Origin of the sequence: Pseudomonas salomonii, from assembly GCF_900107155.1 — a bacterium.
In the GTDB taxonomy this organism is placed as follows: Bacteria; Pseudomonadota; Gammaproteobacteria; order Pseudomonadales; family Pseudomonadaceae; genus Aquipseudomonas; species Aquipseudomonas salomonii.
The window spans coordinates 348,286-361,774 of record NZ_FNOX01000002.1 but is presented as its reverse complement, the minus strand read 5'-3'; the positions used below and the strand labels follow the sequence as shown (position 1 = coordinate 361,774).

General features: G+C 58.0%; 13 protein-coding genes. 7 read left to right on the top strand and 6 right to left on the bottom strand.

The annotated features are described in order from the left end of the window. Positions 1–472 precede the first annotated feature (472 nt). The 4 genes from BLV67_RS05625 to BLV67_RS05610 form a co-directional block, all read right to left on the bottom strand. Positions 473–2,497 (bottom strand): c-type cytochrome, encoded by a 2,025-nt coding sequence (locus BLV67_RS05625; RefSeq protein WP_069787669.1) that lies wholly within the window; start codon positions 2,495–2,497, stop codon positions 473–475. Between the two features lie 352 nt (positions 2,498–2,849). Continuing rightward, entirely contained in the window at positions 2,850–3,650 is an 801-nt protein-coding gene (locus BLV67_RS05620) for a sulfite exporter TauE/SafE family protein (RefSeq protein ID WP_069787668.1), read from the bottom strand. 28 nt (positions 3,651–3,678) lie between these two features. Continuing rightward, positions 3,679–5,349, bottom strand: a complete 1,671-nt coding sequence (locus BLV67_RS05615; protein ID WP_069787667.1) for a bifunctional protein tyrosine phosphatase family protein/NAD(P)/FAD-dependent oxidoreductase — start codon at positions 5,347–5,349, stop codon at positions 3,679–3,681. A 55-nt stretch (positions 5,350–5,404) separates the two neighbouring features. Continuing rightward, on the bottom strand, positions 5,405–6,283 hold the full coding sequence (locus BLV67_RS05610) for an MBL fold metallo-hydrolase (protein WP_069787666.1): 879 nt from the start codon (positions 6,281–6,283) through the stop codon (positions 5,405–5,407). Positions 6,284–6,528: 245 nt separating this feature from the next. Between BLV67_RS05610 and BLV67_RS05605 the strand changes: the two genes are divergently transcribed. The 6 genes from BLV67_RS05605 to BLV67_RS33480 all read left to right on the top strand — a co-directional run bounded on the left by BLV67_RS05605 (position 6,529) and on the right by BLV67_RS33480 (position 11,315). Continuing rightward, entirely contained in the window at positions 6,529–7,854 is a 1,326-nt protein-coding gene (locus BLV67_RS05605; RefSeq protein WP_141722743.1) for a sigma-54 interaction domain-containing protein, read from the top strand. Between the two features lie 158 nt (positions 7,855–8,012). Continuing rightward, positions 8,013–8,189: a cytochrome oxidase putative small subunit CydP gene (gene cydP, locus BLV67_RS32905; RefSeq protein WP_024076427.1), complete on the top strand. Its 177-nt coding sequence runs from the start codon at positions 8,013–8,015 to the stop codon at positions 8,187–8,189. Further along, the gene (locus BLV67_RS05600; RefSeq protein ID WP_069787664.1) at positions 8,186–9,757 is read left to right on the top strand and encodes a cytochrome ubiquinol oxidase subunit I; all 1,572 of its coding nucleotides are present in this window, start codon (positions 8,186–8,188) and stop codon (positions 9,755–9,757) included. Before cydP ends, BLV67_RS05600 begins: the two co-directional genes overlap by 4 nt. Then, positions 9,750–10,886, top strand: coding sequence for a cytochrome d ubiquinol oxidase subunit II (gene cydB / locus BLV67_RS05595; RefSeq protein ID WP_069787663.1), 1,137 nt, complete (start codon positions 9,750–9,752; stop codon positions 10,884–10,886). The genes BLV67_RS05600 and cydB overlap by 8 nt, the downstream gene beginning before the upstream one ends. A 22-nt stretch (positions 10,887–10,908) precedes the next feature. After that, on the top strand, positions 10,909–11,031 hold the full coding sequence (gene cydX, locus BLV67_RS05590; RefSeq protein WP_017847575.1) for a cytochrome bd-I oxidase subunit CydX: 123 nt from the start codon (positions 10,909–10,911) through the stop codon (positions 11,029–11,031). Further along, the gene (locus tag BLV67_RS33480) at positions 11,028–11,315 is read left to right on the top strand and encodes a cyd operon YbgE family protein (RefSeq protein ID WP_069787662.1); all 288 of its coding nucleotides are present in this window, start codon (positions 11,028–11,030) and stop codon (positions 11,313–11,315) included. The genes cydX and BLV67_RS33480 overlap by 4 nt, the downstream gene beginning before the upstream one ends. 222 nt (positions 11,316–11,537) lie before the next feature. On the opposite strand, the gene BLV67_RS33250 is transcribed toward BLV67_RS33480, so the two are convergent. Further along, positions 11,538–11,741, bottom strand: a complete 204-nt coding sequence (locus tag BLV67_RS33250; protein ID WP_305143952.1) for an oxidoreductase — start codon at positions 11,739–11,741, stop codon at positions 11,538–11,540. Positions 11,742–12,324: 583 nt separating this feature from the next. Here BLV67_RS33250 and BLV67_RS05575 point away from each other — a divergent pair. Continuing rightward, positions 12,325–12,936 carry an acyl carrier protein phosphodiesterase gene (locus BLV67_RS05575; RefSeq protein ID WP_069787661.1) on the top strand — a complete coding sequence of 204 codons (612 nt, stop codon included), beginning with the start codon at positions 12,325–12,327 and terminating at the stop codon, positions 12,934–12,936. A 45-nt stretch (positions 12,937–12,981) separates the two neighbouring features. Here the strand turns inward: BLV67_RS05575 and BLV67_RS05570 are convergent, their stop codons facing one another. Further along, complete coding sequence (locus BLV67_RS05570) at positions 12,982–13,485, bottom strand: Lrp/AsnC family transcriptional regulator (protein WP_069787660.1); 504 nt, start codon at positions 13,483–13,485, stop codon at positions 12,982–12,984. Between the last annotated feature and the right edge of the window lie 4 nt (positions 13,486–13,489).

The following is a 13,489-nucleotide window of genomic DNA, read 5'->3' as shown; positions in this document are numbered from 1 at the left end:
TTGTGCAATGTACCAGTCAGCAACTTCAATTGCATACCGCAGATGCGTGCCCACAGCGCCAACGTTGAAAGAGTGTTTTTTTGGGGGGGCAGAAGATAGGGGCGATGAAAACGAAGGACAACATCACACTATGCATTTTTAACTATGCGCTTTACGATTGCAATGTCAGTAATTTGTTGATTTGTACCGACGATTATATACCTGCCCGCGTGAAATGATCTGCCAAACAAAACTGCAGAAGATGGTTTGAGGGGGGGAGTGGTTGGCATGATCTGATGTAGTCGGAAAATATTCGTCTACGTTAGAAAAACCATGGCGAGATCAAGTAACCTCATTCAGCTACTTAATCTATTGTGGGCCATGGCTAGGGGTGACTCTGTGGGAGTTTGTCTAGCGATCTTGGTGAAGTTTATATAAAACTTACCAAGATCGCTGCTCCCTTATTTACATTGCCCGCTTTGGGAGGCCGGGGTTAATACCGCGCATCCACAGGCTTACCACCCTTCGGCCAATCCTTCTGTTTGTCTGGGAAATCCGGCCTTGGCTGCTGGGTAAAGTACGCCGCTACATCCACCGCCTCTTGGTCAGACAACCCTCCCTGCCCCAATGGAAATTTCTCGTGGAACCCGATCGGCATGTTGCGTTTAACAAACGCCGCGGCCGTGTATGCGCGCGCCATCCCCGCCCCAATATTGAACGACTGTTCGCCCCACAACGGTGGGTACACCAGTTCGCCGTCCGCTCGCGTTAAACCTTGGCCATTGTCGCCATGGCACACCGCACATTGCTTGGCATAAACCGGCTTGCCATTGTTCAGATCAGGCTTGATCGCCGTGTCGACCTTGCCCACCCCGCGCCCTGCCACTCTATCTTCCGGCTTAGTGTTGTTTTTCATCCAGTCGAAGTACGCCACCATCGCCTGCATATCCGCCGATTCCGGCGGCAGTGGCTTGCCATTCATCGAGCGACGGAAGCAGCCGTTGATCCGCTCCTCCAGGCTCACCACCTTGCCGGCCCGTGGCGCATAGCTCGGGAAAAACGCCGAGATACCCACAAACGGCGAACCGTCCGCCACGGTGCCGGCGTTGAGATGGCAACTGGTGCAGTTCAAGGCATTGCCAACGTTGTTCGGCAGCAGCTCCTTGGTCTGCAGGTGCAGGCGCATGCCACGCACCACTTGATCGGCATTCGGCGCGGCCAGTAACTCAGCCAGGCGCGGGGTTTCGAACGCTGACGAATCGGTGGTGACCGGGTTGAGCTGGCCGCGCATTTTCTTCACTTGGGCAGCGCTGATGGGCGTGCCTTCGTTGCCCCAGCTGCTGCGCACAAAGCTGAGGATTTCAGCGATTTCCTGATCCGCCAACCGGGCAAACCCGGGCATGGTGTAGACCCGTGGATGAGTCGCCGTTTCAGCGGTCTCCCAACCCGTGAGGGTGATGTGCAGCAGTGAAGTCGGGTTGTTGGATACCACGCCCGGGTTGCCGGCCAACTGCGGAAACAGCCCTTTCACCCCGCCGCCGTCGCTGCGGTGGCAGTCACTGCAAAACTGCATGTAGCCCAGGCCACCCCGGCTGGTGAACAGGTCCTTGGGCGGCGCAACAGGTTCGTGCGCCACGGCAGGCATTGGCAGATCATCCTTGCCCGGCGGCAGGGATTTCAAATAGGTCGCGATGGCCCTCAAGTCAGCGTCAGTGAAATGTTGGGTACTGTGATGAATCACATCGGCCATGTTGCCCGAGACCGTGGCAAAGCGGTTCTGCCCGGTCTTGAGCAATTGCACGGTGTCTTCCACTGTCCACAGGTTGCGCAGGCTTAACGCGCGCCAGTGTTCGACAGTCTCCCCGGCCAGATAATGCTGGCCGCTGCGGCCCGTATCGCTCATGGCTTTTTCCTGGAAGGCAATGCCGCGCGGGGTGTGGCAGGAGCCGCAGTGGCCAAGCCCCTGGACCAGGTAGGCGCCACGGTTAAGCACTTCATCCTTCGTCGCGTCAGGCACGAACGGCTGCTTGTCGAGAAACACGAAATTCCACAACGCCAGGCCCCAACGTTGGTTGAACGGGAAGCCCATCTCCGCTTCCAGATTGGGTTTGTTCACCGCTTCCACGCCCTGCATCAGGTAGGTGAACAAGGCGCGCATATCGCCTTCGCTCATCTTCGCGTACGACGGATAGGGCATCGCCGGGTACACGTTCTGCCCGGCCGGCGTCACGCCTTCACGCATCAACCGGTCGAACTGCTCGAATGTGTACTCGCCGATGCCAGTGTCGCGGTCAGGGGTGATGTTGCTCGAATAAATCGTGCCCATCGGAGTGCTCAGCTCTAGCCCGCCGGCCATTGGCGCGCCTTGTTTGGCGGTGTGACAGGCGATGCAGTCGCCCAGTTGGGCAACGTACTTACCCTGTTCGATCAGCGAGGGGGGAGCTTCGTTGGCGTGCAGGGGAGGAGACAGACACAGCATCCCCCCCACAAGGCAAAGACGTAACAGGGGAAAAATCATCGCACTATTCCTTTAATAACCCGGCCTGGGGCGGTCCCCTCGGCGCAGGTCTGCAATCGTTTTTATTGGGTCATCAGGCAGACAACCGGGGCGTGGTCAGCCCCAGTATCGTTGTAGCGAATTTTTTGCGGGCGTCCCTTGATGTGGGTCAGCGTCAGCCACTTACATCAAGGGATTTTATTAAGTGACTCGGACTTCGGCACTGACAACGCGATTTGAAAAAAGCGGTCGACGCAGTGCCCGCCGGTGACACCCACTACACCCACACCCTCAGCCGACCAAAGCTGGGGGCAAGTCACAAGCTATAGGCGAGGCTTGGGCAGTCCTGGAAGTGGAGGGCTCATGTACATCACTAAATTGCCTTCACCAGCAAAGCCACCGAAACCGCCATAGAAACAGCGGCGAACCCTTTTTGTAGGTGTGGACCTGCTAGCCGGGCCGCGATCAGGCTCCCGCAGGCCATTCCAAACAATGCACCTATGGAGAACGGCAGGGCAATCGCCCACTGCAGATGCCCGGCCGCAGAGCTGGCGGCAACGCCGGACATCGACACCAGTGCAATCACCGCCAGCGAAGTTGCCAGCACCGACTGTGCTGTCAAATTGGTGTATCGCTGCAGCGCCGGCACCATCACAAAGCCGCCGCCCACGCCGAGCAAACCCGAAAGCCCGCCCGCAACCACGCCCGACACCGTGAGCGCCCAGGCGCACGGCGCCGTCCAGTTCAGCTTGCCTCGTTGGGCGTCCAATACGCAGGGCGGCGGTTTGGTCGCGACAGCAGCCTTTGACGCCGGGGACGGCGGCAACGACCGTTTGAATACCCGGAACGCCACATACATCAGCACGCAGGCAAATATGATCGTCAATGGACGATTCGGCGTGCGCTGCGCCAACCAAAGGCCCAGGGGCGAACAAATGATCCCGGCGGCGGCAATTAACAGCGCTGCCTTGTAGCGGACGGTGCCGTTTTTCAGGCCCATCACGGCGCCCAGGGCCGCGGCCAGGCCGACGGCCAGCAAGCCAATGGGCCCGGCCTCGGCCATGCTCAGGCCCGCTCCGAACACCAGCAACGGCACCGCGAGTATTCCACCGCCGGCGCCGGTCAGCGCCAGAATCACGCCCACTGTCAGTCCGAGCAGTAAGACCATGATCATTTCAGTCTCCTTGCGTTCAGCCCTGATTTCATTGGTCGGTCAACTCGGGTTTCGCCAGCCATTCGCGGCCCTTGAGCATGCCCTTCCAATACAGCGGTGGAAGAATCCGCTCTTTGAGCAGCCAGGCCAGCCGGGAGGGGCGGGTGCCGTCGATCAGCCATGACGGGAAGCTGGGGGCGACCTTGCCGCCATAGGTGAACTCCGCCAGGACGATCTTGCCGCGTTCCACCGTCAGCGGGCAGGAGCCGTAACCGTCGTACTGCGCGCAACCGTTCGCCTTACCCATGGCCGCCAACACGTTATGGGCCACCACCGGCGCCTGCTTGCGGGCGGCGGCAGCGGTCTTGGCGTTGCTCGAATTGGCCGCGTCGCCCAGCGCATGAATGTTTGCCCAGGTTTTATGCCGCAGCGTGGCGGGGTCGACATCAATCCAGCCGGCCGCGTCAGCCAGCGGGCTGACCCGAATGAAATCCGGCGCGACCTGCGGTGGCACCACATGCAGCAAATCAAACTCGCGGGTCACCACACGGGGGCTGCCATCCGGATTCACGCCGCTGAACGTGGCCGTCCGTGCCGGGCCATCGACGCGGGTGAGGGTGTTGCCGAAATTCAGGTCAATACCGTAAGCCGTGACGTATTCCATCAGCGCCGGCACATAGTCGGGAACCCCGAACAGCACCGCACCGGCGCTGTAGAACTCGATCTCGATGGCATCCAGTACGCCGCTGCGTTTCCAATGATCGGCCGATAGGTACATGGCTTTTTGCGGCGCCCCGGCACATTTGATCGGCATCGGCGGCTGCGTGAAAATCGCCCGGCCACCCCGCAGTTGCTGCACCCTTTCCCAGGTATAAGGCGCCAGGTGATACAGGTAATTGGAGGTCACGCCGTTGCGGCCCAGGGTCTCCGACAACCCCTCGATGGCATGCCAATCGAGCTTCAGGCCGGGGCACACGATCAGTTGCTCGTATTTGACGACCCGGCAGCCATCCAGAATGACCGCATTTCGCTCGGGCTCGAAAGCCGCCACCGCCGCCTTGATCCAATGCACGCCGCGGGGCAGGGTGGTGCCCATCGTGTGAGCCGTTTGGCGCGCGTCGAACACACCGCCGCCTACCAGCGTCCAGCCAGGCTGGTAGTAATGCACATCGGCCGGGTCGACGATCGCAATGTCGAGCCCCGGCGCGCGGGCCAGCAGGCTGGAGGCGGTGGCGATACCCGCCGCGCCGGCGCCAATGATGACTACGGTGTGCTGCGCCTCAGCCACTTCGACCGGCGTGCGACCCTGGTTCGCAATTCGCCGAATCACGCCCTTCATATCGAACCCGGCTTTTTTGGCGCTCTCGACGATGTGCGGCAGGTCGCGTTGACCCGCTTGTGACAGCGCCCACATCGTTGTCGAGCGCATACCGGAGCGGCAATAGGCCAATACCGGCTTGGGCAGCGTTTCCAACAGCTTGCCGAAGGCAGCCCCTTGCTCGTCGGTGACTTTGCCCGATTCGGCGGGAAGGTAGTGCGCCTCGATGCCGACTGTGTCGGCGGCGCGTTTGATTTCGGCAAACAACGGTTGGTCGCTGCCTTCGCCATCGGGGCGGTTACAGATGATGGCACGAAAGCCGGCGGCTTTCAGTTCAGCCAATTGGCTGGGGAGAATCTGTTCTGATACCGATAAAGCAGGTGCAAGGCGGCGGATATCCATAAGTGTCTCCGTTATGGGTATTTTTTCTTATATGTTTTTTGGGGGTGGGTGAGTGTCAGGCGACGTTGAGCGGGATTTTCAGATAGCGGGTCCCGTTCGATTCAGGCTCGGGCAAATGTCCGGCTCGCATGTTGACCTGGACCGAGGGCAGGATCAGTGTCGGCATGTCCATCGAGGCATCCCGCTTGGTACGCATCGCCACGAACTCCTCCTCACTGATGCCATTGCGCACATGCACGTTGTGCTCGCGCTGTTCGGCAACGGTGCTGACGAACTGCACTTCACGGCCCCCCGGTTGGTAGTCGTGGCACATATACAGCAACGTTTCTGCGGGCAGACTCAACACTTTGTTGATTGACTGGAACAGCGTGCGTGCGTCTCCGCCGGGGAAGTCACAGCGGGCAGTGCCGTAGTCGGGCATGAACAAGGTGTCGCCGACGAAGGCTGCCGTTTCGCCGCCGTTGCGGATCACATAAGTCATACAGGCTGGCGTATGGCCGGGTGTGTGCAGTGCGGTGCAGTGCAGCGTGCCGATGCTGAACGACTCGTCGCTGACGAACAGGTGATCGAACTGACTGCCGTCGCGGGGCATATCGCTACCGGTATTGAACAGCGTGCCGAAGACCTTCTGCACCGTCGAAATCTGACTGCCGATGCCTATTTTTCCGCCGACTTTCTCTTTCAGGTAGGGCGCGGCGGTCAGGTGGTCGGCGTGGACGTGGGTCTCCAGAATCCACTCGACCTGCGCATTCAGCTCGTTCACCCGGGCTATCAGGCGGTCGGCGGACGTGGTGGCGGTGTGGCCTGATTTGGGGTCGTAATTCAAAACGCTGTCGATGATCGCGCAGTGGCTGCTGGCTTCATCCAGTACCAGATAGCTGACAGTGTTGGTGGCAGAGTCGAAGAAGCCTTCGACGTGAAGATTGACGCGCATGAACGGTCTCCTTGAGGGGGCTTTTTTTACCGAGCCACTTAGACTAAGGACTGACATTGCAATAAGTTTGCCAGGCGATGGCACTCACCAAATATTTCTAATATCTAATTGATTTTATTTGTTTTTTTGTTGTTGTATGCGCGTGTTAGGGCCTCTGTCGGGTGGGTTTTTCTGCCATTGGCAGTGCCTGTTGACAGAGGTGGCAGTGCCACAACAGGATAGAAGAATGGATTCCAGGAGCCATGATGAAGACTTTTCAGCCGACCCCCACCAACGCCGTCCCCCCTCCGGATCAAGTGCAGTCGCTTGTTTCGTTTTTGGAACACGAACCCAACCCCATGATCGTGCTTGATCCGGACTACAACATCCTGGCGGCCAACACGGCCTATCAGCGTCAGTTCGGCAGCGCTGACAAGCCCTTCATCGGGCATAAGTGCTATCAGATCTCCCACCATTACGACGTCCCTTGTGATCAGGCGGGTGAGAATTGCCCGATGAAAAAAGCCCAGGAAATGCGTGGGTCGGATCGTGTCTTGCACATCCACCACACGCCTCGGGGGCCGGAGCATGTCGACGTGGAATTGCGCCCGATCCTCGACGAGCACGGGGTGATTACCGCCTATGTGGAGCGCCTGACGCTGGTACGCAGCGCCTCGGCGCGCCCCAGCGACGAAGGGTTGGTCGGCTGTTCAGCGGCTTTCAACCTCGCCCTGTCGGAGTTGCAACGGGTGGCGCCCTCCATGCTGCCGGTGCTGCTGCTGGGGGAATCGGGCACCGGTAAAGAGCTGTTCGCGCGCGCCGTCCATGAAACCAGCGAGCGGGCCGCCGGGCCGTTTGTCGTGGTGGATTGCTCGGGCTTGACCGAAACGTTGTTCGAGAGCGAGTTGTTCGGCCATGAAAAAGGCGCCTTTACCGGCGCCATCACGCGCAAGCCCGGCTTGGTCGAAACCGCCCAGGGCGGCACATTATTCCTGGATGAAATTGGCGATGTGCCGTTGGCCATGCAGGTGAAACTGTTGCGCCTGATCGAATCCTCGACTTATCGCCGGGTCGGCAGTGTCGAGACCTGTCACGCCAATTTCAGATTGATTGCCGCCACCCACAAACCGCTGGAAAAGATGATGGAAACAGGCGAGTTCAGGCAGGACCTGTACTATCGCATCAGCGCCTTCCCGATTCACTTGCCACCCTTGCGTAACCGGGTCGAAGACATCGGCTTGCTGGCCAATTCCTTTCTACAGCGTGGCGGTGCCGGCAAGCGCCGCCTGACCCTCGACCCTGAAGCCTTGGCAAGGCTCCAGCAATACCCCTGGCCTGGCAATATCCGTGAGTTACGCAATGCTCTGGAAAGAGCCAGCCTGTTCGCTGACGACGGCGTCATCCGTGCCGTCCATTTACCCCAGGCATGCGCGGCGCTGCCGCCTCAGGCTGTGGCTTCGACGCCGTTAGACAGCAACACGCTGGCGCAGGTGTTGGCGACATTCAAAGGCACCCGCAGCGAGTTGGCCAAGCACCTGGGGATCAGCGACAGGACCTTGTACCGACGCCTGAAAGAACAGGGCCTGGCCTAGGCAGTCTACGACTGCCAATGACTGCCAACCTAGCAGATTGGCAGCGTGCTGGCCTGCCAATTCCCGCTGAATTCAACCCGATAACATCGTAACTGTCTGTTTTGTAACGATATAAATACAGACTCAGGCCTTGGCATGCCCTGTGCTAATTGCCTGGCATGACCATTTCCGACAAACGACTGCTGCGCCATCTGCTCACCGCGGTGCTGATCAAGCTCGTGCTGCTGAGCGTGCTGTGGTGGCTGTTCGTCCGGGATTCGCACGTCACTGTCGACCCGAACACTGTCGGCAACCGATTCGGTGTACCCACCTCGACTCAAGGGGCAAGCAAGTGATCTCAGAACAACTGGTGGATTTGTCACGGCTGCAGTTCGCAGCTACTGCGCTATACCACTTTCTTTTCGTACCGCTGACGGTGGGCATGGTGTGGCTGCTGGTCATCATGGAGAGCGTCTATGTGATGACCGGGAATGTCATCTGGAAAGATATGACGCGCTTTTGGGGCAAGTTATTCGGCATCAACTTCGCCTTGGGGGTGACCACCGGCATCACCTTGGAATTTCAGTTCGGCACTAACTGGGCGTACTACTCGCACTACGTGGGCGACATCTTCGGCGCCCCGCTGGCGATTGAGGGGTTGATGGCGTTTTTTCTCGAATCGACCATGATCGGGCTGTTCTTTTTTGGCTGGGATCGCCTGAAGAAAGAGCACCACTTGCTGGTCACGCTGCTGATGGCCATCGGTACCAACCTGTCGGCGCTGTGGATTCTGATCGCCAATGGCTGGATGCAGAACCCGGTGGGCTCGGAATTCAGCTACATCACCATGCGCATGGAGATGGTGGATTTCTGGGCGGTGGTGTTCAACCCGGTCGCACAGGCCAAGTTTGTGCACACGGTGTCGGCCGGTTATGTCACCGGTTCGATGTTTGTGTTGTCGATCTCCAGTTGGTACTTGCTCAAGAATCGAGATGTCGAGTTCGCCAAGCGCAGTTTTCGGGTAGCGGCCGCCTTCGGCCTGGCCTCGGTGTTGAGCGTCATCGTCCTGGGGGATGAGTCGGGTTACACGGTGGGCGAGGCGCAGCAAACCAAGCTCGCGGCCATGGAGGCGATGTGGGAAACCAAGCCGGCGCCGGCGGGGCTAACCTTGCTGGCCAGCATCAATGAAGCCGAATCCCGGAACAACTGGGAAGTCGACGTGCCGTGGGTGATGGGCTTGATCGGCACGCGCTCGGTCAGCAAGCAGATCCCGGGCATTCATGATATCAAAGCGAAAAACCGCGTGCGCATTTTGCGTGGCATTACCGCCGTCAATGCGCTTGAAGCCCTGCGGGCCGATCGTACCGATAAGGCGGCGTTCGATACCTTTGAAGAGTACAAAGCGGACCTCGGCTTTGGCCTACTGCTTAAAAAGTACGTTGAGGATGTGAACCAGGCCACGCCGGCCATCATCGACAAGGCGATGAACGATACCGTACCGCACTTGACCCCGATGTTCTGGGCGTTCCGGCTCATGGTCGCGCTGGGTTTCGCCATGCTGTTGCTGTTCGGGCTGGCCTTCTGGAGCACCTTGAAGTCGGTCTGCACACGCCGCCGCTGGTTGCTGCGTTGGGCGCTCTGCATGCTGCCTGCACCCTGGTTGGCCTGCGAGCTGGGCTGGTTCGTCGCTGAATATGGCCGTCAGCCCTGGACCATCTACGGCGTGCTGCCCACCCACATGAGCGTTTCGACCCTCAGCATCAATAACCTCTATGGCTCGCTGGCAGGCTTCGTGGCGTTTTACACCGTGCTGCTGGTGGTTGAAATGTTCCTGATGGTCAAGTTTGCCCGCCAAGGGCCCGGCAGTCTCGGAACCGGTCGTTACGCTTACGATGCCAACCTGAAGGAACTCCACCATGCTTGATTACTTCACCCTGAAACTTATCTGGTGGGCACTGGTCGGCGTACTGCTGATCGGCTTCGCCATCATGGACGGCCACGACATGGGGGTCGGCACCTTGCTGCCCTTTGTGGGCCGCACGGACCTGGAACGCCGCGTCGCAATCAACACCGTCGGGCCGCACTGGGACGGCAACCAGGTGTGGTTCATCACGGCGGGTGGCGCACTGTTCGCGGCGTGGCCGGTGGTGTATGCCACCGCGTTCAGCGGGTTTTACTGGGCGATGATTCTGGTCCTATGGGCGCTGTTCTTCCGCCCGGTGGGGTTTGACTATCGCAGCAAGATTCACAACGCCAAATGGCGCAGCACCTGGGACTGGGGGCTGTTTGTCGGCGGGGCCGTGCCGCCGCTGGTGTTCGGCATCGCGTTCGGCAACCTGTTGCAAGGCGTACCGTTCCACTTCAATAACATGCTGGTATCGACTTACACCGGGAGTTTCTGGCAACTGCTGAACCCCTTCGCGCTGCTGACCGGCGTGGTGAGCAGTGCAATGATCACCCTGCAAGGCGGTACCTATCTGGCGCACCGCACTGAAGGCGTGATCCAGGCCCGTGCCATCAAGGGCGGGGTTGGCGCGGCGCTGGTGCTGCTGTGTACATTCGTCATTGCCGGTGTGTGGTTGCAATCGATCGACGGCTATCGCATTACCTCGGTAGTGGATACCGCCGGGCTGCCGGACATTCTCAACAAGACCGTGGTACGCGAAGCGGGGGCCTGGATGACCAACTATGGCCATTATCCTGTGTTGTGGCTGCTGCCCGCGCTGGGCTTGGGTGGCGCAGCCGGTGCCGCATTGTTGATGATGATGCGCTGCACACTGGCCGCGTTTGTCGCCTCGTCACTCGCGGTGATCGGGGTGATCAGCACGGCCGGCGTGTCGATGTTCCCCTTCGTCATGCCGTCGTCGACCGTGCCTGCTGCCAGCCTGACCGTGTGGGACAGCGTGTCCAGTCATCTCAGCCTGTCCATCATGTTCTGGGCTACGTTGATCTTCATGCCGCTGATCGTGATTTATACCTCGTGGGCCTATCGCGTCATGCGCGGCAAGGTCACCGTGGCACAGATCGAAGCCAACGAACATTCGGCCTACTAACGCCATCAGAGGAGCAAAGACTATGTGGTATTTCGCCTGGATGCTGGGAGTCGGTTTTGCCTTGCTGCTGGCCATATTGAATGCGATGTGGGGCGAGAACGAAGCCGGTCGCGCCCTGAGCGACCGTGAGGAGCCGCGGCCATGATGCCGCGTGTCGCCGACGCCCCGGCACCCTCACGCCTTCACCCGCTAAGCTTGCTTATCGCAGTAGCGATCATGCTCGTGTGTACGCTCTATCCGCCCCTGATGGCCGCCCCGGACGGCAAAGCTGATCATGGGCTGGCAATGGCCTTGTTCACGGCGATGAGTGTGGCCTTTGTGCGGGGCGTGGGGTTTGTGCCACGCGCGCGCGCGTGGCGCTGGCTGTTCTCGGGCTGGACTTGCTTTGCGTCACTTGCAGTTGCTGGCTGGGTCAAGTTTCTACATTGAGCACTGACAACACGATTGACCTCTTGAGTGCTCGACCTAGTGAAATGTGCCAGTATTTTTCTTTGGTCCAGTAGAACGTTAGACATCTGCAAACTCGTCGGCGGCTTTAATACCTGATTTAGACGTTATTTGAAACGCGAGTGGTGCGCCTGTAGGATTCAAGGAATGCACCACTGAAACCCTGAAGTGTCTGCGCGGCGAGGCAGTTCAGTTGAATAAACTCTAGTTCCCGCTCATTGAGTGCTGCTGCAGTGCTCGTCTAAATTTATTCTCACCGTCGTATATGCAAGCGTCATACAGGTGCCCAAACGGTGAGCAACCTACATCGGTCTTGGAACCAGCGATTTCAGCAGCAACCGAATCAATAGTCTCCAGCAGGAAGCGCTGACGGTTTTCAACGGAGCCACTGTATTGGTCCGTTCGAATGTTCGGCGTGCTGCTTAGGAACTAATCGAACAGAAAGTCATTGGCAGCCATGATTTCGATATCACCCAAACCTGCGTCCATTACCATCCGCGCAGATTTCACAGAGTCTGCGATGCCCGGTATTCCATCCTCATTTTCCACACCACATGGGACACTTGGTTGAACCGGGCCTGATTTGTAGGGCGACCAAAGCTATGCCATGCCCTTCACGTCTCGGGGTGGCAGGCTACTCACCTGCGCCAAGCAAGCATTGAGGGCTTCACGAGTTTGCTTACCGTCTTGCATAGCATCCTACGTGGAATTAACAGCCCGGATGCTCACCGGCAAGGGGTTTGAATATTGTTACATGCTGCCACCTAATTGGTTGACTATTAACGGTGGATTAAATATTCGATTTTATCATGTCGCTTTGAACGCGTCGGCGGTTGACCATCGTCTGCCACACGAGGGTGTTGGGGGAGGGGAAATCTGGTGTTGATGACCTACCTATTGACTGGTAGTGTTCCTGCTAAGGGTATTTTTTTACGCTTGGAACTCTCCTTCAATAGTGTGGCCAGCCTCCATTCAGCTACTAGGAATCACTATGAACTACCTTGCACACCTCCACTTAGGCGGACAGGAGCCGCAACAGCTGCTGGGGAGTCTTTATGGAGATTTTGTGAAGGGTGCGCTTTTAGGAAAATTTTCTACTCAGACTGAGGAGGCAATCAGGCTGCATCGTCGAATTGATGCCTTCACGGATTCCCATCCACTGGTTAGAAGGGCGCTTGATCGATTCCCGGCAACAAGACGTCGCTATGCAGGAATCGCGCTCGACATGTTTTTTGATCACTGCTTAGCGCGAGATTGGGAGCGATACGCCGATCTACCCCTGGACGTTTTCTCTCAAAAAATCTATCGACTTTTAGAGGGGGAGCCCGCGTTGCCGGAACGATTGGCTCAAATCGCGCCGTTGATCATCACGGAAGATTGGCTTGGAGCGTATAGGGATTTTTCGATGATAGGCCATGGGCTGGAAGTCATCTCCCTACGCCTATCCCAACCAGACGGCTTGCTTGGTGCATACGAAGAGCTGACTGCGCTGTATGAGCCGCTGAGTGCGGATTTCTTAGAGTTCTATCCATTGCTGTGGCAATACGCCCAACCCGGTTCGGAATTCGGAAAAACATTGCCAATTTCGATGGTTAGCGTTTAGACCAGGCAGCTCGTCTGGATACAACGAGCTGCCTCAGAAGCCGATTTAATCTGGAATAAAATCAAGCGGTACTTCGCTTGTCGACTTGATTTCTTCCATTGCAAACATGGAAGTCATATTCGCAACCGGTAGCTGACTAATGATCTTTTTATAGAGTGCATCGTACGCTTGGATATCAGGCAGGAAAGCCCGAATTAAATAGTCAACCTCACCGCTCATCCGATAAATGTCGACAATTTCGGTCATGTCACGGGTGGCTTTATGGAAGCGATCTATCCATTCAATGGAGTGTTCCCTTGTTTTGATCATTATGAACACTGTCACTTTTGCGTTCAGCGTCGTTCTGTCAAGGATGGCGACACGTTTCTTGATGAAACCTTGTTGTTCCAGGCGCTGAATTCTGCGCCAGCAGGGAGTCATGGAGAGCCCGACTTGCTCCGCGAGCTCGGTGACGGGCTGAGTAGAGTCTCGCTGGAGACCTGCCAGTATTCGACGATCAATACGGTCTAGGCGGGATGAGCGATCCGGCAGCTTTGAAGAACTGGACATTTAC

What these genes read in the sequence shown, in the direction of transcription:
- BLV67_RS05625 (WP_069787669.1), bottom strand. Translation starts at nt 2,497, where the DNA reads ATGATTTTTCCCCTGTTACGTCTTTGCCTTGTGGGGGGGATGCTGTGT.
- BLV67_RS05620 (WP_069787668.1), bottom strand. Translation starts at nt 3,650, where the DNA reads ATGATCATGGTCTTACTGCTCGGACTGACAGTGGGCGTGATTCTGGCG.
- BLV67_RS05615 (WP_069787667.1), bottom strand. Translation starts at nt 5,349, where the DNA reads ATGGATATCCGCCGCCTTGCACCTGCTTTATCGGTATCAGAACAGATT.
- BLV67_RS05610 (WP_069787666.1), bottom strand. Translation starts at nt 6,283, where the DNA reads ATGCGCGTCAATCTTCACGTCGAAGGCTTCTTCGACTCTGCCACCAAC.
- BLV67_RS05605 (WP_141722743.1), top strand. Translation starts at nt 6,529, where the DNA reads ATGAAGACTTTTCAGCCGACCCCCACCAACGCCGTCCCCCCTCCGGAT.
- cydP (WP_024076427.1), top strand. Translation starts at nt 8,013, where the DNA reads ATGACCATTTCCGACAAACGACTGCTGCGCCATCTGCTCACCGCGGTG.
- cydB (WP_069787663.1), top strand. Translation starts at nt 9,750, where the DNA reads ATGCTTGATTACTTCACCCTGAAACTTATCTGGTGGGCACTGGTCGGC.
- cydX (WP_017847575.1), top strand. Translation starts at nt 10,909, where the DNA reads ATGTGGTATTTCGCCTGGATGCTGGGAGTCGGTTTTGCCTTGCTGCTG.
- BLV67_RS33480 (WP_069787662.1), top strand. Translation starts at nt 11,028, where the DNA reads ATGATGCCGCGTGTCGCCGACGCCCCGGCACCCTCACGCCTTCACCCG.
- BLV67_RS05575 (WP_069787661.1), top strand. Translation starts at nt 12,325, where the DNA reads ATGAACTACCTTGCACACCTCCACTTAGGCGGACAGGAGCCGCAACAG.
- BLV67_RS05570 (WP_069787660.1), bottom strand. Translation starts at nt 13,485, where the DNA reads ATGTCCAGTTCTTCAAAGCTGCCGGATCGCTCATCCCGCCTAGACCGT.